The organism is Aureimonas sp. Leaf427, assembly GCF_001425485.1.
In the GTDB taxonomy this organism is placed as follows: domain Bacteria; phylum Pseudomonadota; class Alphaproteobacteria; order Rhizobiales; family Rhizobiaceae; genus Plantimonas.
This window is the reverse complement of the sequence record NZ_LMQW01000005.1, coordinates 23,238-47,576: the sequence shown is the minus strand read 5'-3', so window position 1 is coordinate 47,576 and position 24,339 is coordinate 23,238. Positions and strand designations below refer to the sequence as shown.

Below are 24,339 nucleotides of genomic sequence, written 5' to 3'. Positions count from 1 at the left end.
CTCAGGGTCGATGTCGTCAATCAGGAATCGATCGATCAGAATTCGATCGGCATATAGCCGTTGATTTCCATCGCGACGCAGACTTCGACGAGAACGGGCTTCTTCCAGGCCATCATGCAGCTCCCAAGTGTGCAACCGGCTTGATCGCCGGTCTGGTATCGATAGGTGCCCAACCCACAGCCTACAACGAGGTTCCGACGAGGGGAAGGTCGAGCGCATTAAACTAAGGTAAGGTGCCGCCGCGCGCTGCATCGGCGGGCTCGGGAACCCGGCAATGACGCGCCGGATGCAAGAATGACGTGGACGAGGCGAACGGCGCCCGCCTAACGTCTGTCGGAATGCGGCATTCGGCCCTAACTGGTCGCAACGAGCTGCCCCAGCCCTTTTTCTTTGAGGACCAGACCTATGAACGACGGCCGTTCCGCCCGCCTCGCGGTGCTGATCGATGCGGACAACGCATCCGCCAAGATCGCCGACGGGCTCTTCGAGGAGATCGCCAAGATCGGCGAGGCGAGCGTGCGCCGGATCTACGGCGACTTCTCCACCCAGCGCATGAAGGGCTGGACGGACATCCTCGCCCGCCACGCGATCATCCCGCAGCAGCAGTTCGCCTACACGACCGGCAAGAACGCCTCCGACATCACGCTGGTGATCGACGCGATGGACCTCGTCCATTCCGGGCGCTTCGACGGCTTCTGCCTCGTCTCCTCCGACAGCGACTTCACGCGCCTCGCCTCCCGCATCCGCGAGGAGGGGCTCGACGTCTACGGCTTCGGCGAGCAGAAGACGCCGGAAAGCTTCCGGCAGGCCTGCCGCCGCTTCATCTACACCGAGAACCTTCTCCCCGAGCGCATCGCGCCCGGCCGCGGCGCGGAGACGGTCGCGGCCCCGCTCGCGCCGCCGAGCGCGGTGACGCCCATGCTGAAGCGCGTCATCGACCAGATGGAGAGCGAGGACGGCTGGGTGAATCTCGGCACGTTCGGCAAGCAGCTGCAGACGCTCTACACCGACTTCGATCCGCGCACCTACGGGCACAAGAAGCTCTCCGACCTCGTGCGCAAGTCGGGCGTCTTCGACATCGACCATCCCGAGGGCGGCTCGATCCGCATCCGGTTGAAGCAGACCGGCGAGCGCAAGGGCGCGGAGCCGGTCGCCGCCAGGCCCGCAGCCGCCGTTGCGACGGCGACGGCGAAGGCGCCCGTCCCGGCTCCGATGCCGGCTCCGGTCGCCTCCGAGCCGAAGCCGTCCGCCGCCGCGCCGGTGGTGTCGGAGACGCCGAGCCCCGTCGCGCTTCTGTCGCCGGCGGAGTTGGCGGCCAGCGTCGCCGCCGCGACCGCGCCGGCCGCCAAGGCGCCCGCGCGCCGCAGCCGCAAGCCGGCGGAGGCAAAGGCGTCCGGGCCGAAGGCCGGCGCGCCGGCGAAGGCTCCGGTGGAGGGCAAGGCTCCCGCCGAAGGAAAGGCGGCGCCGCAGAAGGCACCGGCCGAGGCGAAGCCGGCTTCGGGACAGACGGCAGGCGCCCCGGCCGCCGCGCCGGCCAAGCGCCCGGTCGCTGCCGCCCCGACATCGGGCGGGACCGCATCGCCCGCGACCGCTCCGGTTCCGGCGGCGATTGCCAAGCCTGCCGATCCGGCGGCCCCCAAGCCCGCACCGCGCAAACGCCGGCCGCTCGGCAACGCCTGAGCTTTCGGCAAGATGAGATGATGGGGGTTTGCGTGAGGCACCCCCCTCTGTCCTGCCGGACATCTCCCCCGCAAGGAGGGAGATCGGCAGCTTCGGCGGTCGCTCGAAACCTTAGCCGTTCGCGATGAGCCTGATCTCTCCCCTTGCGGGGGAGATGCCGGCAGGCAGAGGGGGGTGCCTCTCGCGACCGGCTTCCTCACTCATGCCCCCGTCCCGTCAGAAGCCCGCCGGCCGGATCGAGCCGACCTTCGTCTTCTCCCAGTTGAAAATCTCGCTCGCGGCCAATCGGTCGTAGGCCTCCGCGACCGGGTCTCCCTCGCGGCGGAAGATCGCAGCCAGCGTCGCGGCGACGGCGCATTCGGCGGCGCGGGTGGTACCGTCGTCGATCTTCAGGGCGAAGCCGAGGCCGAGTTCGGGGACGGCGCCGCAGAAGACGCCCTCCGCGCCGGTCTTGGCGAAGACGCGGCCGGGGGCGGCCTCCATCAGCGCGACGCAGGCGCGGCCGGTTCCGGCCATGTACCAGGGCTCGGCCATGCCCGCCTCGATCAGCCGGCGCCCGGCCGCGGCGCGGCTTGCGGCGACGCGCTGACCGGAGACGAGCTTGGCGAAGCCCGCGGCGAAGCTGCGGAGCGGGGCGGCATAGGTGGGGATCGAGCAGCCGTCGATGCCGCCGGCATCGGGCGCGAGCCGCGTGCCGGTCAGATCCTCGATGACGGCGCGGGCGCGCGCCTGCACGGGATGCTCGGCGCCGACATAGCCGGGCGTCGCCTCGTCGCAATGGACCGCCGTGCAGAGGAAGCCGGCATGCTTGCCCGAGCAGTTGTTGTGGAGCGCGGTCGGAACGGCGCCGCTCCGCGCCAGTTCGAGCGCCACCGGCTGGTCGAAGGGCCAGTGGCAGCCGCATTCGAGGGCGCCGCCGTCGAGACCCACGCGCCGCAGCATGGACGCGGCCAGTTCGACATGGCCGGGCTCGCCGGAATGGGAGGCGACGGCGAGCGAGAGTTCGGCCGTCGTGAGGCCGAGCGCATCGGCCGCCCCCGTCTCGATCAGCGGTATGCCCTGGAAGACCTTCACGGCCGAGCGGGGGAAGACCGAAGCCTCGACATCGCCGAGCGCCAGGACGTCGCGCCCGTCCCCGTCCACCACCGCCACCGCGCCGCGATGGCGGCTTTCCACACGCGTTCCCCGCGTCACTTCGGCCAGAACCGGATTGTTCGACATGGACGTCCTCATTTTGCCGCAGCGCGCCCACCATTTTCAGCGGACGCCCGTTTTCCCGATGGACCTCTACCCGTTTCGCTCCCATGTCCGAAAGCCCGATGCAGATCGTCAAACTCGCTCTTCTCGCCCTTCTCCTCGTCTTCGTCCTGCCGGCGGCGCTTTCGGCGGCCCTCTGGAAGATCGGCGAACATCCCGGCACATGGCGCGACGCGAACTGGGCGAGCGCCAAGCTCCTGCCGCAGCCCGGCGAGACGCCGGAGGCGGCGGTCTACGTTCTCTCCGCGCGCACGGGCGGGCTGAAGGGCTCGGTCTCCGAACATTCCTGGATCGTCCTGAAGGACGCGGGCGCCCGGACCTACGAGCGCTGGGACAAGGTGGGCTGGGGCTCGCCGATCCGGCGCAACGGTTATCCCGCCGACGGTCGCTGGTACTCCAACGAGCCGCGCATCGTCTTCGCGCGCTTCGGGGCGGAGGCGGAGGCCCTGCTGCCGGCCTTCCGCGCGGCGATCGCCTCCTACCCCTACGCTGCCGCGGGCGGCTATCGCATCTTTCCCGGGCCGAACTCGAACACGTTCGTCGCCCATGTCCTGCGCCATGTGCCCGGCCTTTCCACGGTGCTGTCGCCGGTGGCGGTCGGGCGGGACTATCCGTCGGAGGGGCAGCTCGTCTTCTACGACCGAGACCGCGAGGACATCCGGCTTTCGCTCTTCGGCTATGCGGGCGCCGTCATCGGCCTCGGCTCGGGGCTGGAGGTCAACTTCCTCGGCCTCGTCGCTGGCATCGATCCGCTTCGGCTGGCGATCAAGATCCCGGCCTTCGGCACCTATGCCTTGAGGCCCGATCCCGTGTGAACTGCCTTTTTTGGAGAGGCGACGAGGTTTTCCCGGACGCCATTTCCTGCTACCGCCGGTTCGAATTGACAGGGAGAGATATGATGTTCCTGAGTTGCGGCGATGCCTTGTTCGACGTCTTCGCCGAACCCGATCCCGACGTCTCGAAGATCACGCTGAACGCGCGCGTCGGCGGCTCCGCCCTCAATGTCGCGCTCGGCCTTGCCCGCCTCGGCCACGAGTCCGCCTTCTTCAGCAAGATGTCGGGTGATCTCTACGGCCGGCGCATCCGCGCCTACATGCAGCGCGAGGGCATCGACCAGCGCTTCCTCATCGACACCGATCGCAACACGACGCTCGCCATGGTCTCGCTCTCCGAAAGCGGCAGCGCGGAATACTCCTTCTACATCGAGGGCACGGCCGACCGGTCGATCGAGGCGGACGAGGTTCCGCAGAGCTTTCCGACCTCGCTCGAGGCCATCCATATCGGTGGGTCCTATTCGACAGTCTCGGAGCCAACGGCCTCCTCGCTGGCGCAGCTGATCGCCCAGGAGACGACGCAGCGCTTCGTCTCCTACGATCCCAACATCCGCTCCTCCATCCAGCCCGATCTCGACGTCTGGCGCGCGCGCGTCGCCGCCACGGTGCCGCTCGTCGCCATGGTGAAGGCGAGCGAGGAGGATCTCGAACAGCTCTATCCCGGCCGGACGGCGGATGCCGTGATCGCGGACTGGATGGACCAGGGCGTGGCGCTCGGCGTCGTGACGCGCGGCGAGCACGGGGCGCTGGCCTATGCCGCATCCGGCATCCAGTCGGCGGTGGAGGGCGTGGAGGTTCAGGTCGTCGACACGGTCGGGGCCGGCGACACGTTCCAGGCCGCCCTCCTCTCGCAGCTTCAGGAGAAGCGCATCCTGTCGCGCTCGGCGATCGGCGGGCTCGACCGCGACTCGCTCGACGCTCTCGTCGGCTTCGCCGTCCGGGCCGCCGCCGTCACCTGCTCGCGGCGCGGCGCCGACCTGCCCCGCCGCGGCGATCTCGGCCTGCCGCCGCTCGGTGCCGCGCACTGAACGAACCTGCCCGAGCGAGGCTTGAAACGAAAAAGAGCCCGCCGCGTCCTTTCGGATGCGGCGGGCTCTTTCATGTCAGGACCGAAGGGCGGCTCCGGGGGGAGCCGCCAAGGGTCTTAGTTGAAACGGTAGGAGGCCTTCGCCATCACCGAGTGGAAGTCGAGGTCGGTGTTCGAACCCGTCGTGAAGGTCGTGCCGGCACCCGTGATCGCGGGGGTGTAGGTCACGTCCATCTTGGACTCGCCGAGGTCGGTGTAGAGGTACTCGAGACCGAACGAGATGTTCTGGGTCGCGAGAACGTCGAAGCCGGCGCCGACGGCGTAGCCGATGTCGTCCTCATCGCCGCGGGCGCTGACGTTGAAGCCCTGGCCGGCGCTGTTGATGTAGGTCGACGAGCCGTTGAACTTGTTGTCGATGCCCGCATAGGCGAGACCGCCCGTCGCGTAGACCGCGAAGCGATCCATGGCGACGCCGGCCTTGGCGCGAACGGTGCCGACGTAGTCGATGTCCTGATCGGCGCCGAAGGTCGTCGTGCCGCCGAGGTTGTTCGGGAGCGTGTAGGACGTCGAAGCGGAAGCGTCGATGTAGTTCAGGTCGGCGACGGCGCCGATGATGAAGTTGTTGATCTGGTAGTCGTAGCCGACGTGACCGCCGCCGATGAAGCCGCTCTCTTCGCCGTCATTGCCGCCCACGAAGGACGAGTTGGACGAGGAGAAGGCGCCGGAATCGCGGTTGAAGGCAACGCCAGCCTGGCCACCGACGTAGAAGCCGGTCCAGGACGGGGTCGGGGCCTCGTAGACGGCGGCGGGAGCCGGCGGCTCTTCGTAGACGACGTCCGCGGCGATGGCGGGCGTGACGAAGGCGGTCGTCGCGAGGAGAAGTGCAAAACGCTTCATGGTGATACTCCAGTGTTGTCGCTCTTGTGCGACGTTCGTCCGACGGCCCGTCCCTCATCGAGCCGCCGAATTTCAGACAGAGGCCCGATGCGCCTCGGTTATGGTCCAAATGTGGTTCGAAGGGTCCGGGTTGCACCGGCGATCTCGTTCCCCACGACGCTGTTGCAGGTCTGCCACATGGCCGGTCCACCACCGCGTTGGTGAATCCTTCCTAAGCTCGGGTCGTTGATTTTCCATTAAAAAACCCGCCGAGCCCCAGGGGCCGGCGGGTTCTCACGTCATCGTCAGCGGGCTCAAGCCCGCCGAAAACGGCTTACTTGAAGCGGTAGGACAGCTTCGCGGTGACCGTGTGGAAGTCGAAATCGCCGTTCGACGAGAAGTCGGTGGAACCGGCAAGGTTCACGCCAGCAAGACCGTTTCCGTCGAAAGGACCACCGTTCAGGCGGGTGAAGGAATCACCGCCGAGGTTGGTGTAGAGGTACTCGGCGCCGAACGAGACGTTCTCGGCGACCATGACTTCCATGCCGGCGCCGACCGTGTAGCCGAAGTCGTCCTCGTCCTCGAAGACCTGGGCCGGGGTGGCGGCGTTGATCGCGCCCGAATTGCTCGAGAAGGAGTAGTCGACTTCGCCATAGGCGAGACCACCGGTGACATAGGCGAGCGCCGTCGGGGTGACGGCGTAGCCGGCGCGAAGACGGGCGGTCGCGAGGTAATCGAGGCTGCGCTCGGCGGTGTAGAAGGCCGGCGTGGTCGAGAAGGCCGTCTGCGACTGCGAGACGTCGAGCGCGTTGATGTCGATGATGCCGCCGAGAACGAACTGATCGATCTGGTAGTCGTAGCCGACATGGGCGCCGCCGGCGAAGCTCTCGTCGAACTCGGACGAACGGCCTGGGCCGAAGGCGCCGTTGATCGTGCCAAGCGTGCCGAGTGCGTTCAGCGGGATGACCGCGTCGTTGCCGAAGGTGGACGAGATGTCGAGCGCATCGGGATCTTCGGGGTTGAAGGCGGCGCCGCCCTGGATACCGACGTAGAAGCCGGTCCAGGTCGGAGCGGCGACGACGGCGACCGGCGCCGGCGGCTCTTCATAGACGACGTCGGCGGCGATGGCGGGCGTGACGAAGGCCGTGGTGGCGAAGAGGATGGCAAAACGCTTCATGGTCGATACTCCGTGCTTCGCTCTTCGGCGAAGATCATTCGTGGGCGGCTTCGCCGATGGCCCGATGCTCGCACTGCGCGAAGCACCGACCCCTCGGCCTTCCATGACGAGAAGATCGGGCATGGCGGCCCAACCGACAAGCCTGCCGGACGATCAGCAAAACAGTCTGTTGCGGACATGCCACGATTTGGCCGTTTTCCCGGCGAGCTCGGTGACGTCATTGAGCTGTCAATGAATTGATATCGTTGATCTATCATCAGGTTCAGACGCGTTGCAGCGCCCTCGAAAAAACTGCATTTTCACGACGCCGTGAGGTCGTCGGGATGGCATGCATCGGCCTCTCCATGGGTGCGCCAACCGTTTTCCGACCGTTGCACCGCCTATCGGCGGCCGGCCGCCTGCGCCTATCCGCTCGATTGTCAGCGTCGGCGATGTCGCCCTATGATCGCTCCCGGAGGCACCGCATACGCAGTCGGAGGAAACATGCTGAAACGTCAAACGGTGGCCGCCCTCTTCATCGGCGCGGCCCTGGCCGGTCCCGCCGCCGCGCAGGGCGCGGGAGATGCCGAGGCCGGCAAGGCCGTGTTCAAGAAGTGTCAGGCCTGCCACGCGGTCGGACCGGGAGCGGCCAACAAGATCGGGCCGGAGCTGAACGGGATCTTCGGAGAGGCCGTGGCCTCGGTGGAGGGCTACGCCTTCTCGCCCGGCCTCGTGGAATATGCCAAGGCGCATCCCGCCTGGGACGAGCCGACGCTGACGGCTTGGCTGACCAATCCGAAGGCCGAAGTGCCGAAGACCAAGATGGCCTTTCCCGGACTTAAGAAACCCGAGGATATCGCCAATGTCATCGCCTATTTGAAGACCTTTGGCGAGACGGGCGACCCGGCGCAGTAGTCGCCATCGCAGGACCGACCGCCGCGCCGGACGGGCTTTCGAAAGCCCTCGGCGCGGCGGCGGCGTCTCGAGGTCACGGCGTCGCGGGCGGCTTTCCGAGGCGGGCGATCAGCGGTTCGATCTCCTGGTAGAAATATCGCCGGCCGGGGTAGCCCATCAGCCGGCCGATCTCCCGGCCGTTCTCCACGAGCACGAAGGTCGGCGTGAAGACGGCGGGATCGAGGCTCTCGACGCCGCCGGTCCGGCTCTGCCAGATATCGACGTGACGCAGCGGCGCCGCCCGGCCGGCCGCGCTCTCCGGATAGTCCGGCGCGATCTCCCGGTTGAAGGCCTCGCAGAAGGGACAGGCCTTCTGCTCGAACATCAGGAGCTCGGCGGCTTGCCCGCCGGTCGGCAGGATCGCAAGCCATGCGGCGAGAAGGCCGAAACTCGCCGCCCTTCGCGGCCCGACAGCCGCCCCTCGCCCTGTTCGCACGGCAGTCTCCCCATCCCGCAGCATCCTTGCACGAAGCACCGCCCCTGTCCTCGGACGATGGCGGACGCGGCGATCACGCTTGAGCGAGAGAGCGTGGGTGAGCGAACACCGCGTGGTCTTCGCGGTCGCTCGACCATCCGCCGCGATGGGCAACCCGATCGCGGCTTCGGCCGACATCCTCGGCGGCCGCCCTCGATCGCCTCGCCGAACACCAAGTATTTCCACCGGTTTGAACCAATATTCGGTTCGCACGTTGGGACATTAGCTTGGCAATTGGAGTTGGTCGATGCGTGCCGTGCTGGACTTTTCCAATGGCGTCGGGTCAGACGTTGTTGCGATGCACACGATCGCCGCGAACGAACGCAGAGGAAGCTCGTCGGCATTGGCGACGAGCCCGGCCGATACCGCGGAGACCTGCTCCACCTATGTTCCCGGCCCGTTTCTCGTCGGCGGCCTTGCGGCATCGGCGGCGCCGTCGGCGGAGCCCGGAACGCAGCCGAGCCTCGGCTTCGCCTCCGGCGGCTTCCGGCCGCAGCTTCTGGCAGATGCGCCTGACAACGAGGAGCCGGTCTGCCGCGAGCCGCAGAGCGTCGTGGTAACCGCCATGGTCGTCGGCCTTCTGCTCGCCGCCCTCGGCTACTTCCTCGACATCCGGTAACGCGATCGTTCCCCGCCGTGGTCGCTTTGCGGGCCGCCTCCCCACTCTCGGACCACATTCTTCGTCTTCTCCGGGCGCGCCATTCCCCCGGAGATCCGCTTTGCCCTTCGACGTACCGCGCCTTCTCGCCTGCCTGATTCTCGGATCGTTCGTCGCCGTCGCCCCGGCCCTCGGCGCCACGCCGGCCGACACGCTGGTGGTCGGCGACATCGCGGCGCCCGCGACGCTCGATCCGCAGGCTGCGACGAGCCCGGCGGAGTTCCGCATCCTCTCCGCGATCTTCGAAGGGCTCGTTCGGTTCAAGGCCGGCTCGATGGACGTCGAGCCCGCGCTCGCCGAGCGCTGGACCGTCTCGCCGGACGGCTTGACCTACAGTTTCGACCTGAAGGCCGGCATCCGCTTCCAAGATGGTACGCCGCTCGATTCTGCGGCGGTCGTCGCGACCTTCGAGCGGCTGCTGGACCCCGCGCTCGCCGATGCCGGAACCTTTCCTCTCGCCTTCATCTTCGCGCCCATCGAGAGCGTCCGCGCGGTGGACGAGGACACGGTGGCCTTCAAGCTCCGCCTTCCCTATGCGCCGATCCTGGCGAGCCTTGCGACGCCGACGGGCTTCATCCTCTCGCCGAGCGCCATCAAGACGCAGGGCGCAGCGCTCTCCCGCCATCCGGTGGGCACGGGTCCGTACAGGCTCGGGACATGGAAAACCGGCTCCGCCGTCGAACTGGAGCGCAGCGCCGCCTATCGCGGCGAGGCGGCCGGTCTGGCGAAGGCCGAGTTCCAGGCCATTCCCGATCCCGTCGAGCGGCTGGCCGCGCTGAAGGCCGGGCGGATCGACGCGATGACGGAGCCGGCGCACGACGCCCTGCCCGCCCTTCGCAAAGGTCGGACCGGCGGGCCGATCCTCGCCGAGACGACCGCGCCCCATCTCTGGTTCCTGATCCTCAACACGAAGGAGGGCGTCTTTTCCGACAGGCGCGTCCGGCAGGCGGCGAACTATGCGATCGATCGGCAGGCCATCGCGGAGGAGACGCTGGGGGGCGGCGCGCGTCTGGCATCCGGCCCCATCCCGTCCGCCTTCGGCGCATCGGCCGGCGATGTCGCTCCCTATGCCCACGATCCCGGCAAGGCCCGAGCCCTCATCCGGGAAGCCGGCGCGGAGGGAAAGAGCGTCACTTTTCTGGTCGCGCAAGGGGGCAGCGGCATGCTGGAGCCGGTGACCATGGCCCAGCGCATCGCGGCGGACCTTTCGGCGGCCGGCCTCGACGCCAAGATCCAGACCTACGAATGGAACACCTTTCTCTCCAACGTGAATCCCGGCCTTGCCGGCAAGGCCGACATGGCGGAGATGGCCTGGACCGTGTTCGACCCCGACACGCTTCCCTTCCTCGCCCTGCGCTCGACCGCAAAGCCCGGCATCGGCGGCTTCAATGCCGGCGGCTACGCCAATCCGGAGGTGGACAGGCGGCTGGAGGAGGCACGGCGCACGGGCGATCCGGCGACCCGCGCCAGGCTCTATGCCGAGATCCAGCGCATCGTGCACGAGGACGCGCCCTTTGCCTTCGTCGTGGAAAGCCGGATCGGCATGGTGGTCGCGCCCGACGTGGAAGGGCTCTCGATCGAGCCGACCGGCCTGATCGATCTCGCGGGCGCCACCAAGCCTTGATCGTACTGAAATCTTGCCATCGGCATCGCCGATGCTTGGCTCGACTATCGGAGATCAGAATCGTTCCAATATAGAACGCCTCCAAACAAGACGAGGCGGATTGACAAGGTCGCGGGCGGCTCCTAGCCCTTCGCCGGCATAGCCGCCGCCGCGCTTTCGCCGAAGGCCTCCGGCAGCCATCACGACAGGGGCATCGCACCCCGATGGAGGCCTTATGACTCGTTCCCGTCCGACAGCCCGCCGCACGCTCGCAGGCCTCGCCGCCTCGGTCGCCATGCTCGGCCTTCTCTCCGGTGCCGCGCGCGCGCAGGCGCCGAGCGAGGCTGCCGTCATCGCCACCTATTCCGACCTCGCCCTTGCCGGCTACGAGGACGCGCTGACCTCCGCCAAGACGCTGGACGCGGCCGTGGACGCGCTGATCGCCAAGCCGTCGGAGGAGACGCTCCTCGCCGCCCGCGCCGCCTGGAAGGCCGCCCGCCCCTCCTACCAGCAGACGGAAGCCTTCCGCTTCGGCAACCCGATCGTCGACGACTGGGAAGGCCGCGTGAACGCCTGGCCGCTGGACGAGGGTCTCATCGACTATGTCGCGCCGAGCTACGGCGCCGAGAGCGACTCCAACGCCTTCTACGTCGCCAACGTCATCGCCAACCCCAAGATCACCGTCGGCGGCGAGACGCTGGACGCCACCGAGATCACGCCCGAGTTCCTGAAGGACAAGCTCCAGGAGGCCGGCGGCGTCGAGGCGAACGTCGCCACGGGCTATCACGCGATCGAATTCCTGCTCTGGGGCCAGGACCTGCACGGCACCGGGCCCGGCGCCGGCGAGCGCCCCTGGAGCGACTATTCCAAGGCTGAGTGCACCAATGGAAACTGCGACCGCCGCGCCGCCTTCCTGAAGGCCGCGAGCGATCTCCTCGTCGCCGATCTCGAGGAGATGGTCGGCAACTGGAAGGCCGAAGGAGCCGCGCGCAAGCATCTGACGGACGATCCGAAGGCCGGCGTCGCCGCCGTCCTCACCGGCATGGGTTCGCTCTCCTACGGCGAACTGGCGGGCGAGCGTATGAAGCTCGGCCTTCTCCTGCACGACCCGGAGGAGGAGCACGACTGCTTCTCCGACAACACCCACGTCTCACATCTCAACGACGCGATCGGAATCCGCAACGTCTATACCGGCCATTACGTGCGGCTGGACGGCTCGGTGGTCGAAGGCCCCTCGGTCTCCGATCTCGTGAAGGCGAAGACGCCCGAGGTGGACGCGGAACTGCGCACCAAGCTCGACGCGACGGTCGTCGCGATGGAGGCGGTCGCCAAGGCTGCCGAGGGGGGCGAGGCTTACGATCAGCAGATTGGCGAGGGCAACGCGGCCGGAAACGCCCGCGTCCAGGCCGCGATCGACGGGCTGATCGCCCAGACCCGCACGATCGAGCGGGCGGTCGCCGCGCTCGAGGTGAAGGACGTGAAGATCGAGGGCTCCGACAGCCTCGACAACGTCAACGCGGTCTTCCAGTAAAGCGTGCTCCGGCGTAAGAGCGGGAATGGGACGGCATGGTGCGGCGATCCGCGCCGTGCCTTTGCGCCATCCCTGCGACATGAACAAACCCGCGCCGCGTGAATCGCGCCTCGAGCGACCGATCGACGACGACACCGCTGCATCCCGTTCGCTGTGAGGCCCATGGCCGCCCTTCGCTCCCTCGCGCTCCTCGCCTCGATCCTCGCCGGCGTGGCTCTCCTGCCGGCCGTCGCCGTCGTCGCGGAGACGATGGCCGTCCGCACGGACCTGACGCCGAAGGATCTGGCGCGGGTCGAAGCCGTGACGGAGCCGACGAGCGACTTCTCCAAGCCCGAGGCCTTCGAGCAGATGCAGGGCGGGGGCGGCACCACGACGAAGCTCGTCAACCGCGACTCCTTCAGCCAGGTTTCGGCTAACCAGGATTTTGCGGGCGAGGACACGTTCAAGCTCGGCAACGCGCTGTTTCGCAAGTTCTGGGTCTCCTCGCCCTCCTCGACGGAAGCCTCGGACGGGCTCGGCCCCCTCTTCAACGCGCGCTCCTGCCAGAGCTGCCATCTGAAGGACGGGCGCGGCCATCCCCCGACGGATGGCGAGGCGGCGGTCTCGATGTTCCTGCGCCTCTCCGTTCCCGCCCATAGCGAAGACGAGAGGAAGGCGCTGGCCGAGCGCACGATGCTGCGCATTCCCGAGCCGACCTATGGCGGCCAGCTGCAGAATTTCGCCGTGCCCGGCGTCGAGCCTGAAGGCCAGATGACCATCCGCTACGACGAGCGGTCGGTGACGCTCGGCGACGGGACGCTGGTTCCCATGCGCCACCCGACCTATGGCGTCGCCGACCTCAAATACGGCCCGCTCGCGCCGGACGTTCGCCTCTCGCCGCGCGTCGCGCCGCCGATGATCGGGCTCGGGCTCGTCGAGGCCATCGCGCCGGAGGACATCCTCGCCCATGCCGACCCGGAGGATCGCGACGGCGACGGCATTTCCGGCAAGGCCTCGCTGGTGCGCGATCCCGAGACGGGGGAGACGGTGCTCGGCCGCTTCGGCTGGAAGGCGAGCGCGCCCTCCATCAAGGTCCAGTCGGCGGAGGCCTTCTCCGGCGATATCGGCATCTCGACGCCGCTCGTGACCGACAGTTTCGGCGAATGCTCGCTTGCCCAGCGCGTCTGCCGCGACGCGCCGAGCGGCGTGCAGCCGCGGCTCGGCGAGGTGGAGGCGCCCGATCCCGTGCTCGACCTCGTCACCTTCTATTCGCAGAATCTGGCCGTGCCGGCCCGCCGCGACGTCGGCGCACCGGAGGTCCTGAAGGGCAAGGGCCTCTTCTACGGCGCGGGCTGCGCCTCCTGCCACACGCCGAAATTCGTGACGAGCCGCGAGGCGCTCGACAAGGCGCAGCGCTTCCAGCTGATCTGGCCCTATTCCGACTTCCTGCTGCACGACATGGGCGACGGACTGGCCGACGGTTCGACCATCGGCGATGCCGGCCCGCGCGAATGGCGCACGCAGCCGCTCTGGGGCATCGGGCTGACGAAGATCGTCAACGGGCACACGCTCTTCCTGCATGACGGGCGCGCCCGCGACCTCACCGAGGCGATCCTCTGGCACGGCGGCGAGGCGCAGGCCTCCCGCGATGCCTATGCGGCCATGGACAAGGCCGACCGGGACGCCCTTCACGCCTTTCTGGAGTCGCTTTGATGATCCATCGGAGCCGAGCCGCCGGCCTTCTCCTCCTAGGTGCCGCCCTGCTCGCGGCCGCGCCCGGCCGGGCGGCGGAGAACCCGGACAGGGTCGCGGTCGTCCAGCGCGCGATCGACGACGTCTTCCGCCCGGCCTATCGCGATCTCGCGGCGCGGGCCGGGGAGATGGCGGCGGCGGAAGACGCGCTCTGCAAGGCGCCGTCCGAGGCGGCGCTGCTCGCCGCGCGCCAAGGCTTCGCCGGGCTCGTCACCGCCTTCTCGCGGATCGAGTTCGTGCGCTTCGGACCGATCATGCAGGACAACCGCATCGACCGGTTCCTCTTCTGGCCCGACCGGCGCGGCGTCGCGCTCCGCCAGGTTCAGGCGCTGCTCGTGGCCAAGGACGAGGCGGCGACGACGGTCGAGGGCCTGCGCGCCAAGAGCGTCGCGGTGCAGGGGCTGAACGCGCTGGAATTCGTGCTCTTCGGCACGAATGCCGACAGTCTGACGACCCCGGACGGCAGCTTCCGCTGCCGCTACGGCGCGGCGATCGCGACCAGCGTTAGTGCGACCTCGGGCGAGATCGCCAAGGGCTGGGACGATCCGGAGGGCATCGCGAAGGCGATGACGCATCCGAGCGCGGACAGCCCCGCCTATCGCCAGATCGACGATTCGCTCGACGAGATCATCGGCACGCTCGTTCATGCCTTCGAGGCGATCCGGGATCTGCGCATCCAGCCCGGCTATGGCGACACGATCGCGGAGGCCAATCCGAAGGGCTGGCTCTACCAGCGTTCGGAGCTGACGGAAGCGAGCCTCCAGGCCAATTTCTCAGGACTCTCCGAACTCTACGACCGCTCCGGGATCGGCAGCCTTCTTCCGCCGGCCCAGCACGGGATGGACGCCTCGATCGACTTCGAGTTCGCCAATGCCGGGAAAGCCTTCCAGGCGCTCACCGTGCCGCTGGCGGTGGCGGCCGGCGATCCCGAGCGCCGCGATCGCGTCGGCTATCTCCTCATCGTGACGCACAGCCTGCAGGACCTCTTCGCCGACCAGTTCGCCCCGGCGGTCGGCCTCCAGGCCGGCTTCTCCTCGCTCGACGGAGACTGACGATGCACCTCGTCGATCGCCGCGCCTTTCTTCTCGGGGCCGGCGCCAGCTTCGCGAGCGCCCTCTCGCCACGCGCGGCGGAGGCCCTGGCGCGCACGGACACGGTCTACGGCGCCGCCTGTCAGGTCGCGGAAGGGCGCTACGGCTGCGCGGTCTTTTCCGAACGCGGCGAGGTCCTTTCGCTGGTCGAGCTTCCCGATCGCGGGCACGACGTGACCTTCGATCCCGTCTCCGGGCGCGCCGTCGCCTTCGCCCGCCGCCCGCGCAACTTCGCGGTCGTCTTCGACCCCGCGAGCGGCCGGACCTTGAAGACCATCCTCTCGGCGAAGGGGCGGCACTTCTTCGGCCACGGCTTCTTCTCGCCGGACGGGGCTCTTCTCTATGCGACGGAGAACGAGATCGAGACGGCCGAAGGCCTGATCGGCCTCTACGACACGGCCGACGATTTCCGACGGATCGGCGAGTTCCGGACCGGCGGCATGGACCCGCACGAGGCGCTTCTGATGCCGGACGGGGAGACGATCGTCGTCGCCAATGGCGGCATCGAGACCGATCCGACCTTCGGCCGCCAGAAGCTGAACATTGCGACGATGGAACCCTCGCTCGTCTTTCTCGACCGCCGGAGCGGCGAGATCCGCGAGCAGCAGCGGCTGGACGCCAAGCTCCACCAGCTCTCGATCCGGCATCTGGCGATCGACGGCCGGTCCCGCGTCTGGTTCGGCTGCCAATACGAGGGCAACCCCGCCGACGCGCCGCAGCTCGTCGGTTTCGCGAGCCTCGGCGAGACGCCCCGGCTGATCGAACTGCCGCGCCCCGAACTTGCCGCCCTCTCCAACTATGTCGGCTCGGTCGCGGCCAGCGCGGACGGCGCGCGCATCGCCCTCTCCTCCCCGGTCGGCAACCGCCTCCTCGTCCTCGACGCCGCCACCGCCACCGTCGCCGCCCACCACACGCTGAAGGACGGCTGCGGCCTCGCCCCCTCCGGCGGCGACTTCCTCGCCACGAGCGGCCAGGGCGACATCGTCATGCTGGCCGACGACACCCAGCTCATGCCGAGCCGTAAAGTGCTGTGGGACAATCACATTCTGGCGTTATCGTAGGATCGGCAGCGCGCCACCGACCTGATCCCGCTTACGGCGGCGATAGGTCGTCGAGCTTCGGTCTCACCCTCGTGCTTCGACAAGCTCAGCATTCGGGTCTACCGGAAAGGCCTGCGGGGCGTACAGGCTGGCAACGAGAACCGCATGCACGAAGAACGAGGTCGGCTCGCGCTTTCAGCGGGCGTTGGCGATCTTCTCGCGCGCGGCCTGCGCCAGGAACCCGCTGCGTCCACCGGGAAATGCCTTTGCCGCGGCGTCGATCTCCTCCAGGAGATCGCCGTCGATCGTGACGTTCACGCGCTGCGAGCGGCGGCCGGCGACGAAGGCGGGGACGGTGGCGATGACGGCGCCATCGAAATCGACCGCATAGTCTGGATCGGCCTTGAGATCGTCGAGTGCCCTCGGCGTCGGAATGGGATCGCCGTCCTCCAGCATGACGGCAATGTGGGCGTTCAAGGCTTCCGTCGAGCGGGCGAGCGCCTCGTCGAGACTTGCGCCGCCGCTGATGCAGCCGGGAAAGTCCGGAAACGACACGCCGTAATCGGTACCATCGTCCTTATGGATCAGCGCGACGACCCGCATCCTCAGCTCCTCTCGCTCCAATTCCAACCGGCTTGCCGATAGACCGATCGCAGCGTTCCGATGGGAATGGTCTTGACCGGAAGCGTGACGGTGACTTTGCCCGTCTTCGTCGGGTGCTTGAAATGATGATGATCGCCGGTCGCTCTCAGCAGGACCCAACCATCCGCTTCCAACAGGCGGATCACATCTCGGCTCGACAGGCTCTTGGTCACGACCGCTCCGCACAATGTGTATCAACGTACACACTGTGCGAGAGAGCAGCAAGTTCGGCCATGTGGAAACGATGCTCTGCGAGCGGCGCGTCTCACACCGCCGGTGCGCGGGCCGCCACCGTCAGGAGTGTCCAGACGTAGTCGGCGAAGGAGCGCCAGCAGGCGATTTCGAAACGGTGTTCGGCGCGGCGCCAGAGGACGATGTCGGCCTTGGTGAGGATTGTGCGCGTGGCCGAGCCGACCGGGAAGGTCTGGAGGCGGATGTCCTGGGCGCAGCCGGCGGAGATGACCGCTTCCGCCGCCGGCCCGTCCAGCGACAGGGCGACGCTCCGGTTGGTCACGTCGACCAGCGAGAAGGGCGCCGTGACGGCGTCGAAACGCTCGGCGAGCGGCGAGCGGAGCGCCAGCGGATCGCGGCCCTCGCTTTCGTCGACGAGGAGCCAGTCGTCAGGCCCGAGCCAGAGGGCGGAGACCACGCCCTCGCCCGTCACCGTCTTCGGCCGCCGGGGCAGAGCGAAGCCGAGGGCGGCTTCGATCGCGGCGAGGTCGCCCTCGCCGGCGCGGAGCGCGAGCCGCGTGCGCGGGGCGATCGGCGAGAGGGTGACGCCGGCGGCGCTGGCATAGCGCCCGTCCAGCGGCGACATGGCCCGCAGGGACATGGTGGCGGTCGCTGCGGTCGACTCAACCATGGAGGCGCTCCCCTTCCGGATCGAAGAAGATCGGAGCCGTGACCTCCACGCCGATCGTTTCCTTGGCCATCGGCACGTAGAGCGTCTTGCCCTTCAGCGCGCGGCCGTCGCGCACCAGCGCGAGCGCGATGGAGCGGCCGAGCGTTTCCGACCAGTAGCTCGACGTGACGTGGCCGATCATGGTCATCGGGATCGGCTGGTTCGGATCGGCGACGATCTGCGCGCCCTCCTCCAGAACCGTCAGAGGGTTCTGCGTGAGGAGACCGACGAGCTGCTTGCGCCCGGCGCGCACGAGATCGGGGCGCTGCATGCCGCGCTTGCCGACGAAGTCCGCCTTCTTCTTCGAGACCGCCCAGGATAGCGCGGCGTCGGCGGGCGTGACGGTTCCATCCGTTTCCTGGCCGACGATGATGTAGCCCTTCTCGGCTCGAAGGACGTGCATCGTCTCGGTGCCGTAGGGCTCGACGCCGTGCGGGCGGCCGAGCTCGCGCAAGGCATCCCAGACGGCCCGGCCGTAGGGCGCCGGCACGTTGATCTCGAAGCCGGTGTCGCCGGTGAAGGAGACGCGGAAGAAGCGGCAGGGAACGCCCATGAAGGTGCCTGTCGCCACCGACATATGCGGGAAGGCTTCGGGCGAGATGTCGATGCCGCCGACATGGGGCGTCACGATCTCGCGCGCCTTCGGGCCCTGGATCGCGATCGTGGCCCATTCCTCGGTGATCGAGGTCAGCCAGACCTTCAGATGCGGGAACTCGGTCTGGAGGTAGTCCTCCATGTGGTTGAGCACGCGCGGCGCGCCGCCGGTCGTCGTCGTGACGTGATAGCGATGCTCGTCGATGCGGGCGACGATGCCGTCGTCCATGACGTAGCCCGCCTCCGACAGCATGATCGCATAGCGGCACTTGCCGACGGCCAGACTCGCGATCGGCGTCGCGTAGATCAGATCGAGGAACTCGGCGGCGTCCGGGCCCGTCACCTCGATCTTGCCGAGCGTCGAGGCGTCGAAGAGCCCGGCGGCCTCGCGCACGGCGCGGCATTCCCGCTTCACCGCCGCGTGCATGTCGTCGCCGCGCGGGAAGTACCAGGCGCGCTTCCAGTTGCCGACATCCTCGAAGACGGCGCCCTCGGCCGCCGCGCTCTCGTGGATCGGGGTCTTTCGCGTGGGGTCGAAGAGCGCGTCGCGCCCGTAGCCGGCGATCGTGCCGAAGGTGACGGGCGTGAAGGGCGCGCGGAACGTCGTGAGGCCGACCTGCGGCATGGAGGTGCCCAGCTCGATGGCGGCGACGCCGATGCCGTGGATGTTGGACGTCTTGCCCTGGTCGGTCGCCATGCCGTTGGTCGTGAAGCGCTTGATGTGCTCGACCGAGCGGAAGCCCTCCTGCGTGGCGAAGCGGATGTCCTTGGCGGTCACGTCGTTCTGCCAGTCGACGAAGGCCTTGCCGAACGTGCCGGGGCCTGCGGCAGGCGTCGCGCCCGCCATGCCGCCGGTGGTGCCGGAGAGGCCGGAGGTGGCGACCGCGCCGCCCGCCTCCGCGCCGCCGGCCGCGCGGGCGGCGGAGATCGTGGAGGCGAGATCGAAATCGCCGTTGCAGGCGCCGACCGAGACGCAGTCCTGCGCGGTCTCGCCGGGCACGTAGGCATGGAGGTCCGCGTCGAACGTCACCTTGCCGCGCGACTGCGAGAAGAGGTGGACGGAGGGCGTGAAGCCGCCGGACATGAGCACGGCGTCGCAGTCGAAGCCCTGGCGGTCGATGCCGGTGCCGAGCTCCGCCGCGAAGACGCCGCGGACGCGCTTGAAGCCCTTGACCTTGACGATCTCGTAGCCCGCCAGGACCAGGATGCCGAGCGCGCGGGCCTCGCGCACCAGCGCATCGTCCGGCGAGGGTCGCAGATCGACGATCGCGGGAACCTCGACGCCGGCGCGCTTCAGGTCGAAGGCGGCCGCGTAGGCCGCGTCGTGCGCGGTGAAGACGACCACGCGGTTGCCGGGCTTCACGCCGTAATGGTTGAGGTAGAGGCGGCCGGCCGAGGCCAGCATGATGCCGGGGCGGTCGTTGTCGGGGAAGACGAGCGGGCGCTCGATGGAGCCGGTCGCGAGCACGACCTTCCTGGCGCGCACCTGCCAGAGACGCTCGCGCGGGGAGAGCGGATCGGGCGAGGCCAAATGGTCCGTCAGCTCCTCGGCCAGCGCCACCATGTTCTGCACGTAGTAGCCGAAGGCCGTCGTGCGCGTCATGAGGCGGACGTTCGGCATGCCGGCCAGACGGGACACCGCGTCGGCGACGAAATCGGCGGCGGGGACGCCGTCGATCGTGGCGGCGCTCTCGACCTTCAGCCAGCCGCCGAAACTCGAGCCCTCGTCGCAGAGGATGACGCTGTCGCCGCGCTCCCCCGCCGCGAGGGCGGCGGAGAGACCCGCCGCGCCGCCGCCGACGACGAGCGTGTCGACATGGACGAAGCGGTTGGCATAGCCGTCCGTGTCCGGCTCGGTCGGCGCGCGGCCGAGGCCGGCGGCGGCGCGGATGTTCGGCTCGTAGACCTTGTGCCAGAAGGACTTCGGCCAAATGAAGGTCTTGTAGTAGAAGCCCGCCGTGAGGAAGCGCGACAGCGCGCCGTTGACGCCGCCGATGTCGAAGGCGAGCGAGGGGAAGCGGTTCTGGCTGGTCGCCGTCAGGCCGGCATAGAGCGGCTGCATCGTCGCGCGGATGTTCGGCTGGCGCCGCACCTCGTCGCGCCGGATCTCCATCAGCGCGTTCGGCTCCTCCGAGCCGCCGCCGAGAATGCCGCGCGGGCGGTGATACTTGAAGGACCGGCCGGTCAGATGCACGCCGTTGGCCAGGAGCGCCGAGGCCAGGGTGTCGCCCTCCAGGCCCTCGTAGCGATTGCCGTCGAAGGTGAAGGGAATGCGCTTTGCGCCCTTCAGCCGGCCGCGCGTGGTGGTGCGATAGGACGCCATTATTGCTGCGCCTCCGTGCGGGCGACGGGTGTGTGGGCGGCATCGCCCATGACGTCCGGCTCGACATTGGCGTCGAAGGTCGGCGCGTTCGAGCCCGCCGCCGCCAGCCTCCCGTCCGCGTCGATCTCGGGCTTCGGCAGGCCGGCCTTGTAGGTCTTCACGAACTTGTCGGTCACGGCATGGCGCACGGCGTTGAAGAAGCGCCCGCAGCCGTGGATGTGGCGCCAGCGCTCGAAGACGAGGCCGCGCGAATTGGTGCGGAAGTAGAGAAGCTCGGCGGCCTCGCGGTCGCTCAAGGTGGCCGAGCCTTCCGGGCGCTTCAGATGCGCCTCGCCGGACTGGCGGAACTCCAGCTCCGGGCGCTCTTCCTCGCAATAGGGGCAGTGGATGAGAAGCATCGTCGTCCCCTTCAGTGCGCGACGGCGGCGGCGGCCGCCTCGTCGATGAAGCGCCCGGTGGTGAAGCGTTCGAGGTCGAAGGCCGCGTTGATCCGGTGCGGCTCGTCGCGCGCGATCGTGTGGGCGAAGACGTGGCCCGAGCCGGGCGTCGCCTTGAAGCCGCCGGTGCCCCAGCCGCAGTTCACGTAGAGGCCCTTGACCGGCGTCTTGGAGATGATCGGCGAGCGGTCCGGCGTCACGTCCACGATGCCGCCCCAGGAGCGCAGCATCTTCATGCGGCGGAACATCGGGAACATCTCGGAAATGGCGTCGAGCGTGTGGTTGAGGATGTGGAGGCTGCCGGCCTGGCTGTAGGACGGATACTGGTCGGTGCCGGCGCCGATCACCAGCTCGCCCTTGTCGGACTGCGAGATGTAGGCGTGGACCGTGTTCGACATGACGACGCAGGGGAAGCAGGGTTTCACCGGCTCCGAGACCAGGGCCTGAAGCGGGAAGCTCTCCAGCGGCATGCGGACATCGGCCATTTCCATGACGGTGGAGGTGGAGCCCGCCGCGACGACGCCGACCTTCTTGGCGCCGATGAAGCCGCGGCTGGTCTCGACGCCCTTCACCGCGCCGTCCGCGCCGCGGCGGATGCCGGTGACGGCGCAGTTCTGGATGATGTGGACGCCCCTCGCGGAGGCCGCGCGCGCATAGCCCCAGGCCACCGCGTCGTGACGCGCCGTGCCGCCCCGCCGCTGCAGCGCGCCGCCGACGATCGGATAGCGCGTGTCCTCTCCGATATAGAGCGGCGGGCAGAAGGCCTTGCACTCCTCGGCCGTCAGCCACTCGTTGGCGACGCCGTTCAGCCGGTTGGAATGAATGTGGCGCTTGGCGACCTGAACGTCGTGGACGTTGTGCGCGAGCATCAGGACGCCGCGCGGGGAGAACATGACGTTGTAGTTGAGGTCCTGGGACAGGTCCTCCCAGAGGTTCAGCGCGTGGTTATAGAGCGCGGCCGACTCGTCGTAGAGATAGTTCGAGCGGATGATCGTCGTGTTGCGGCCGGTGTTGCCGCCGCCGAGCCAGCCCTTCTCGATCACCGCGATATCGGTGATGCCGTGGACCTTGGCGAGATAGTAGGCGGTGGCGAGGCCGTGTCCGCCGGCTCCCACGATGACGACGTCGTAATGCCGGCGCGGCTCGGGCGAGGCCCATTGCTCGCCCCAGCCGCTATGGTTCCGGAAGGCCTCACGCGCCAGCGCGAAGGCTGAGAAACGTCGCATTCGAGCATCCTTGGATCGAGATCGCCGGGTGGCGACCGATAGCCGCCTCGCTTCGCATTGGGTGTAGCGTTTTGAGCCGCCGATCATGCTCATTTTGCGACGGGCTCTGACGCTTTGTCCCGGCGCGGGGCCGGGTTGCCATCGCGGAGGGGATGACCGACATGGACGGGCCCGACGGATCGGGACGCAACGGGACCGCCCATGCCCCATCGACAGCCGACAGCGCTGACCTTCGGACTGACACGCCTTGCCGTGACCTCCGATCCCGGCCTCGGCAAGCTGCGCATGGCGTCCCGCGTCACGCTGACGCTGGCGCTCGTCGTCTGCGCGCTCTTCGCCGCCCATGCCGTGCTCGCCCTGCCGCCCTCGGCCTACGGGATCGCGATGATCACCGCCATGCAGGGCGCGCTCGCCGTGCGCGAGGCGGATGCGAGAGCGCAGCTGCGCACCCGGCTTCTCTGCGGCCTCGCCGGCTTTTCCGCCGCCGCGCTCGCGGTGGCGCTGGAGCCCGTGCCGCGCATCGCCGACGCGCTCTTCGTCGCGCTCGTCTTCGCCGCGGTCTATGGGCGCAAGTACGGCGCGCGCTGGAACGCGGTCGGGATGTTCGCCTTCATGTGCTACTTCATCTCGGTCTATCTCCACCCCGCATCGAACGATCTGCCGGCGGTGGCGCTGGCCATCGCGCTGTCGGGCACGGTCTCCCATCTCATCCGCAACCATGTCCTGCCGGAGCATCCCGACAGCGACTTCCGCCGCGCCGTGGAGGCGGTCGGGCAGCGGATCGACGAGCTGAAGGACGCGGTCGAGGACGGGCGGCGGCGGGGCTGGCCGGTCGAGGCTAGGCGCGAGGCGGTCAACCGGCAGATGCAGCTCGGCGACGCCATCCTCTCGGCGGAGGGCTACATGCCGGCGGAGGCCCTGTCCGGCGAGGCGACGCGGGGGCCGATGGGCGAGCTCGCCGTCGCGCTCTTCGACCTCCATCTCGCCTCCGAAAGTCTGCTCGTCGCCGATCTTGCCGAGCCGGGCGACGGCGAAAGCGGCGTCGAGGCCGCCGAGCACCGGACGGTGGCCGGCGAGCGGCTGGACGAGGCCCGCCGTCTCGTCGAGGCGCGGGCGCGGGCCGCGCCGCGCGAGGCCTTCCTGCGCGCCGCGCAGAAGCCGCCCGCCATGCCCGCGGCGCCCGAAGGCGCGCTGATCACCGACCCGCAGCTGCGGCTCGCGATCCAGGTGGCGCTCGCCGCCGCCATCGCGATGGCGGGCGGGCTTCTCGTCTCGCAGACGCGCTTCTTCTGGGCGATCCTCACCGCCTTCCTCGTCTTCACCAACACGCAGTCGCGGGGCGACACGGTGTTCCGGGCGCTGAACCGGACGCTCGGCACGATGGTCGGCATCGTCGCCGGCATCGGCCTCGCCACGCTCGTCGGCGGCGACGTCCCGGTCTCGATCGGCCTATCCATCCTCTTCGTCTTCGCCGGCTTCTACCTCCTCCAGATCTCCTACGGCGCGATGACCTTCTTCGTGACGCTGGTCATCTCGCTGATGTACGGGCTGATCGGGCAGTTCTCCGTCGATCTCCTCGTGCTGCGGCTGGAGGAGACGCTGGTCGGCGCGCTGGCCGGCGCCTTCGTGTCCTTCGCCGTCCTGCCGCAGCGTGCGAGCGCCACCGCGGAGGCCGCCGTCACCGCCCTTCTCGACGCGCTCGACGACATGCTGCGCGCCGCCGCCGAGCGGGTGGAGACGGGGAGCGGGCGCAGCCTCCTCGCCCTGTCGCGCCGGCTCGACCACCGCTATGCGGCGCTCGCGACGGCCGCCCGCGCGCTCGGGCCGCACTGGAACCTCGTGCGCAAGCCCGGCCCCATCCGCATCGCGCTCCTGCGCTTCATGGCGCTCGCCTACTGGACCCGCCGGCTCGCGAGGGCCTTTTCCGACAGGCCGATCCCGCCGGAAAGCCGGGACGATCTCCTCGCGGCGATCGCGGCCCTGCGCGACCGGATCGCCGCGCTTCGCCGGCCCGGCCTTCTCGCCAGCATGCGGCGTCGCGCGCCCGATCTGTCCCGGCGGACGCGCGACGGCGCCCTCTCCGCCGCCTCCGACGATCCGCTCCTGGCGCTCGGCGTCCTGTCGCATGTGATCGCCTCGATCGACGGGGCGACGCCGGAGGCGAAGGAGGGGAAGAGCATCGGGACGCCTGCGGCCATCTCGACAGAGGAGGGAACTCATGGTAAGGGCCCACGTCGAATTTCGTGACGGAACCCGGCCTTTCGAGAAACCGTTGCGAGGCTCCGATCGGCCCATCCTTTTCAA

21 protein-coding genes and 1 pseudogene are annotated in these 24,339 nt (G+C 68.7%); 11 read left to right on the top strand and 11 right to left on the bottom strand.

What is annotated here, in order from left to right; all coding sequences use genetic code 11:
• Positions 1–35 precede the first annotated feature (35 nt).
• On the bottom strand, positions 36–113 hold the full coding sequence (pqqA, locus tag ASG62_RS27985; protein ID WP_156381978.1) for a pyrroloquinoline quinone precursor peptide PqqA: 78 nt from the start codon (positions 111–113) through the stop codon (positions 36–38).
• 292 nt (positions 114–405) lie between these two features.
• Here pqqA and ASG62_RS05360 point away from each other — a divergent pair.
• Positions 406–1,200, top strand: a pseudogene (locus ASG62_RS05360) (NYN domain-containing protein); the annotation flags it as partial.
• A gap of 696 nt (positions 1,201–1,896) precedes the next feature.
• Here the strand turns inward: ASG62_RS05360 and ASG62_RS05355 are convergent.
• Positions 1,897–2,901: an asparaginase gene (locus tag ASG62_RS05355; RefSeq protein WP_056696079.1), complete on the bottom strand. Its 1,005-nt coding sequence runs from the start codon at positions 2,899–2,901 to the stop codon at positions 1,897–1,899.
• A 98-nt stretch (positions 2,902–2,999) separates the two neighbouring features.
• Here ASG62_RS05355 and ASG62_RS05350 point away from each other — a divergent pair, with 98 nt between their 5' ends.
• Positions 3,000–3,752 (top strand): DUF3750 domain-containing protein, encoded by a 753-nt coding sequence (locus ASG62_RS05350; protein WP_056696078.1) that lies wholly within the window; start codon positions 3,000–3,002, stop codon positions 3,750–3,752.
• Between the two features lie 80 nt (positions 3,753–3,832).
• Entirely contained in the window at positions 3,833–4,798 is a 966-nt protein-coding gene (locus ASG62_RS05345; protein ID WP_244487617.1) for a carbohydrate kinase family protein, read from the top strand.
• 116 nt (positions 4,799–4,914) lie between these two features.
• Here the strand turns inward: ASG62_RS05345 and ASG62_RS05340 are convergent, their stop codons facing one another.
• Positions 4,915–5,694: an outer membrane protein gene (locus tag ASG62_RS05340; protein ID WP_056696073.1), complete on the bottom strand. Its 780-nt coding sequence runs from the start codon at positions 5,692–5,694 to the stop codon at positions 4,915–4,917.
• A 313-nt stretch (positions 5,695–6,007) separates the two neighbouring features.
• Positions 6,008–6,850: an outer membrane protein gene (locus ASG62_RS05335; RefSeq protein ID WP_056696071.1), complete on the bottom strand. Its 843-nt coding sequence runs from the start codon at positions 6,848–6,850 to the stop codon at positions 6,008–6,010.
• A gap of 483 nt (positions 6,851–7,333) precedes the next feature.
• Between ASG62_RS05335 and ASG62_RS05330 the strand changes: the two genes are divergently transcribed.
• Positions 7,334–7,744 carry a c-type cytochrome gene (locus ASG62_RS05330; protein WP_056696068.1) on the top strand — a complete coding sequence of 137 codons (411 nt, stop codon included), beginning with the start codon at positions 7,334–7,336 and terminating at the stop codon, positions 7,742–7,744.
• Between the two features lie 73 nt (positions 7,745–7,817).
• Here ASG62_RS05330 and ASG62_RS05325 read toward each other — a convergent pair whose 3' ends face one another.
• The gene (locus ASG62_RS05325) at positions 7,818–8,219 is read right to left on the bottom strand and encodes a thioredoxin family protein (RefSeq protein ID WP_056696211.1); all 402 of its coding nucleotides are present in this window, start codon (positions 8,217–8,219) and stop codon (positions 7,818–7,820) included.
• 382 nt (positions 8,220–8,601) lie between these two features.
• Between ASG62_RS05325 and ASG62_RS05320 the strand changes: the two genes are divergently transcribed.
• The 6 genes from ASG62_RS05320 (at position 8,602) to ASG62_RS05295 (ending at position 15,933) form a co-directional block, all read left to right on the top strand.
• Complete coding sequence (locus ASG62_RS05320; protein ID WP_056696066.1) at positions 8,602–8,877, top strand: hypothetical protein; 276 nt, start codon at positions 8,602–8,604, stop codon at positions 8,875–8,877.
• 100 nt (positions 8,878–8,977) lie between these two features.
• Positions 8,978–10,540 (top strand): ABC transporter substrate-binding protein, encoded by a 1,563-nt coding sequence (locus tag ASG62_RS05315; RefSeq protein ID WP_056696064.1) that lies wholly within the window; start codon positions 8,978–8,980, stop codon positions 10,538–10,540.
• Positions 10,541–10,754: 214 nt separating this feature from the next.
• Entirely contained in the window at positions 10,755–12,050 is a 1,296-nt protein-coding gene (locus ASG62_RS05310) for an imelysin family protein (protein ID WP_056696062.1), read from the top strand.
• A gap of 162 nt (positions 12,051–12,212) precedes the next feature.
• Positions 12,213–13,742 (top strand): di-heme oxidoredictase family protein, encoded by a 1,530-nt coding sequence (locus ASG62_RS05305; protein WP_056696060.1) that lies wholly within the window; start codon positions 12,213–12,215, stop codon positions 13,740–13,742.
• Complete coding sequence (locus ASG62_RS05300; protein WP_056696057.1) at positions 13,742–14,833, top strand: imelysin family protein; 1,092 nt, start codon at positions 13,742–13,744, stop codon at positions 14,831–14,833. Before ASG62_RS05305 ends, ASG62_RS05300 begins: the two co-directional genes overlap by 1 nt.
• Before the next feature lie 2 nt (positions 14,834–14,835).
• Positions 14,836–15,933: a DUF1513 domain-containing protein gene (locus ASG62_RS05295; RefSeq protein ID WP_056696056.1), complete on the top strand. Its 1,098-nt coding sequence runs from the start codon at positions 14,836–14,838 to the stop codon at positions 15,931–15,933.
• Positions 15,934–16,107: 174 nt separating this feature from the next.
• Here the strand turns inward: ASG62_RS05295 and ASG62_RS05290 are convergent, their stop codons facing one another.
• The 6 genes from ASG62_RS05290 to ASG62_RS05265 all read right to left on the bottom strand — a co-directional run bounded on the left by ASG62_RS05290 (position 16,108) and on the right by ASG62_RS05265 (position 22,035).
• Complete coding sequence (locus tag ASG62_RS05290; RefSeq protein WP_056696054.1) at positions 16,108–16,515, bottom strand: type II toxin-antitoxin system HicB family antitoxin; 408 nt, start codon at positions 16,513–16,515, stop codon at positions 16,108–16,110.
• A gap of 2 nt (positions 16,516–16,517) precedes the next feature.
• A complete protein-coding gene (locus ASG62_RS05285) occupies positions 16,518–16,727 on the bottom strand; it encodes a type II toxin-antitoxin system HicA family toxin (protein WP_244487616.1) in 210 nt (69 codons plus the stop codon).
• Between the two features lie 92 nt (positions 16,728–16,819).
• Positions 16,820–17,416, bottom strand: coding sequence for a sarcosine oxidase subunit gamma (locus tag ASG62_RS05280; protein WP_082537310.1), 597 nt, complete (start codon positions 17,414–17,416; stop codon positions 16,820–16,822).
• The gene (locus tag ASG62_RS05275; RefSeq protein ID WP_413814177.1) at positions 17,409–20,375 is read right to left on the bottom strand and encodes a sarcosine oxidase subunit alpha family protein; all 2,967 of its coding nucleotides are present in this window, start codon (positions 20,373–20,375) and stop codon (positions 17,409–17,411) included. Before ASG62_RS05275 ends, ASG62_RS05280 begins: the two co-directional genes overlap by 8 nt.
• Positions 20,372–20,770 (bottom strand): sarcosine oxidase subunit delta, encoded by a 399-nt coding sequence (locus ASG62_RS05270; protein WP_082537309.1) that lies wholly within the window; start codon positions 20,768–20,770, stop codon positions 20,372–20,374. Before ASG62_RS05270 ends, ASG62_RS05275 begins: the two co-directional genes overlap by 4 nt.
• A gap of 11 nt (positions 20,771–20,781) precedes the next feature.
• Entirely contained in the window at positions 20,782–22,035 is a 1,254-nt protein-coding gene (locus ASG62_RS05265; RefSeq protein ID WP_056696051.1) for a sarcosine oxidase subunit beta family protein, read from the bottom strand.
• Between the two features lie 201 nt (positions 22,036–22,236).
• Here ASG62_RS05265 and ASG62_RS05260 point away from each other — a divergent pair, with 201 nt between their 5' ends.
• The gene (locus ASG62_RS05260) at positions 22,237–24,282 is read left to right on the top strand and encodes an FUSC family protein (protein ID WP_056696049.1); all 2,046 of its coding nucleotides are present in this window, start codon (positions 22,237–22,239) and stop codon (positions 24,280–24,282) included.
• Positions 24,283–24,339 lie beyond the last annotated feature (57 nt).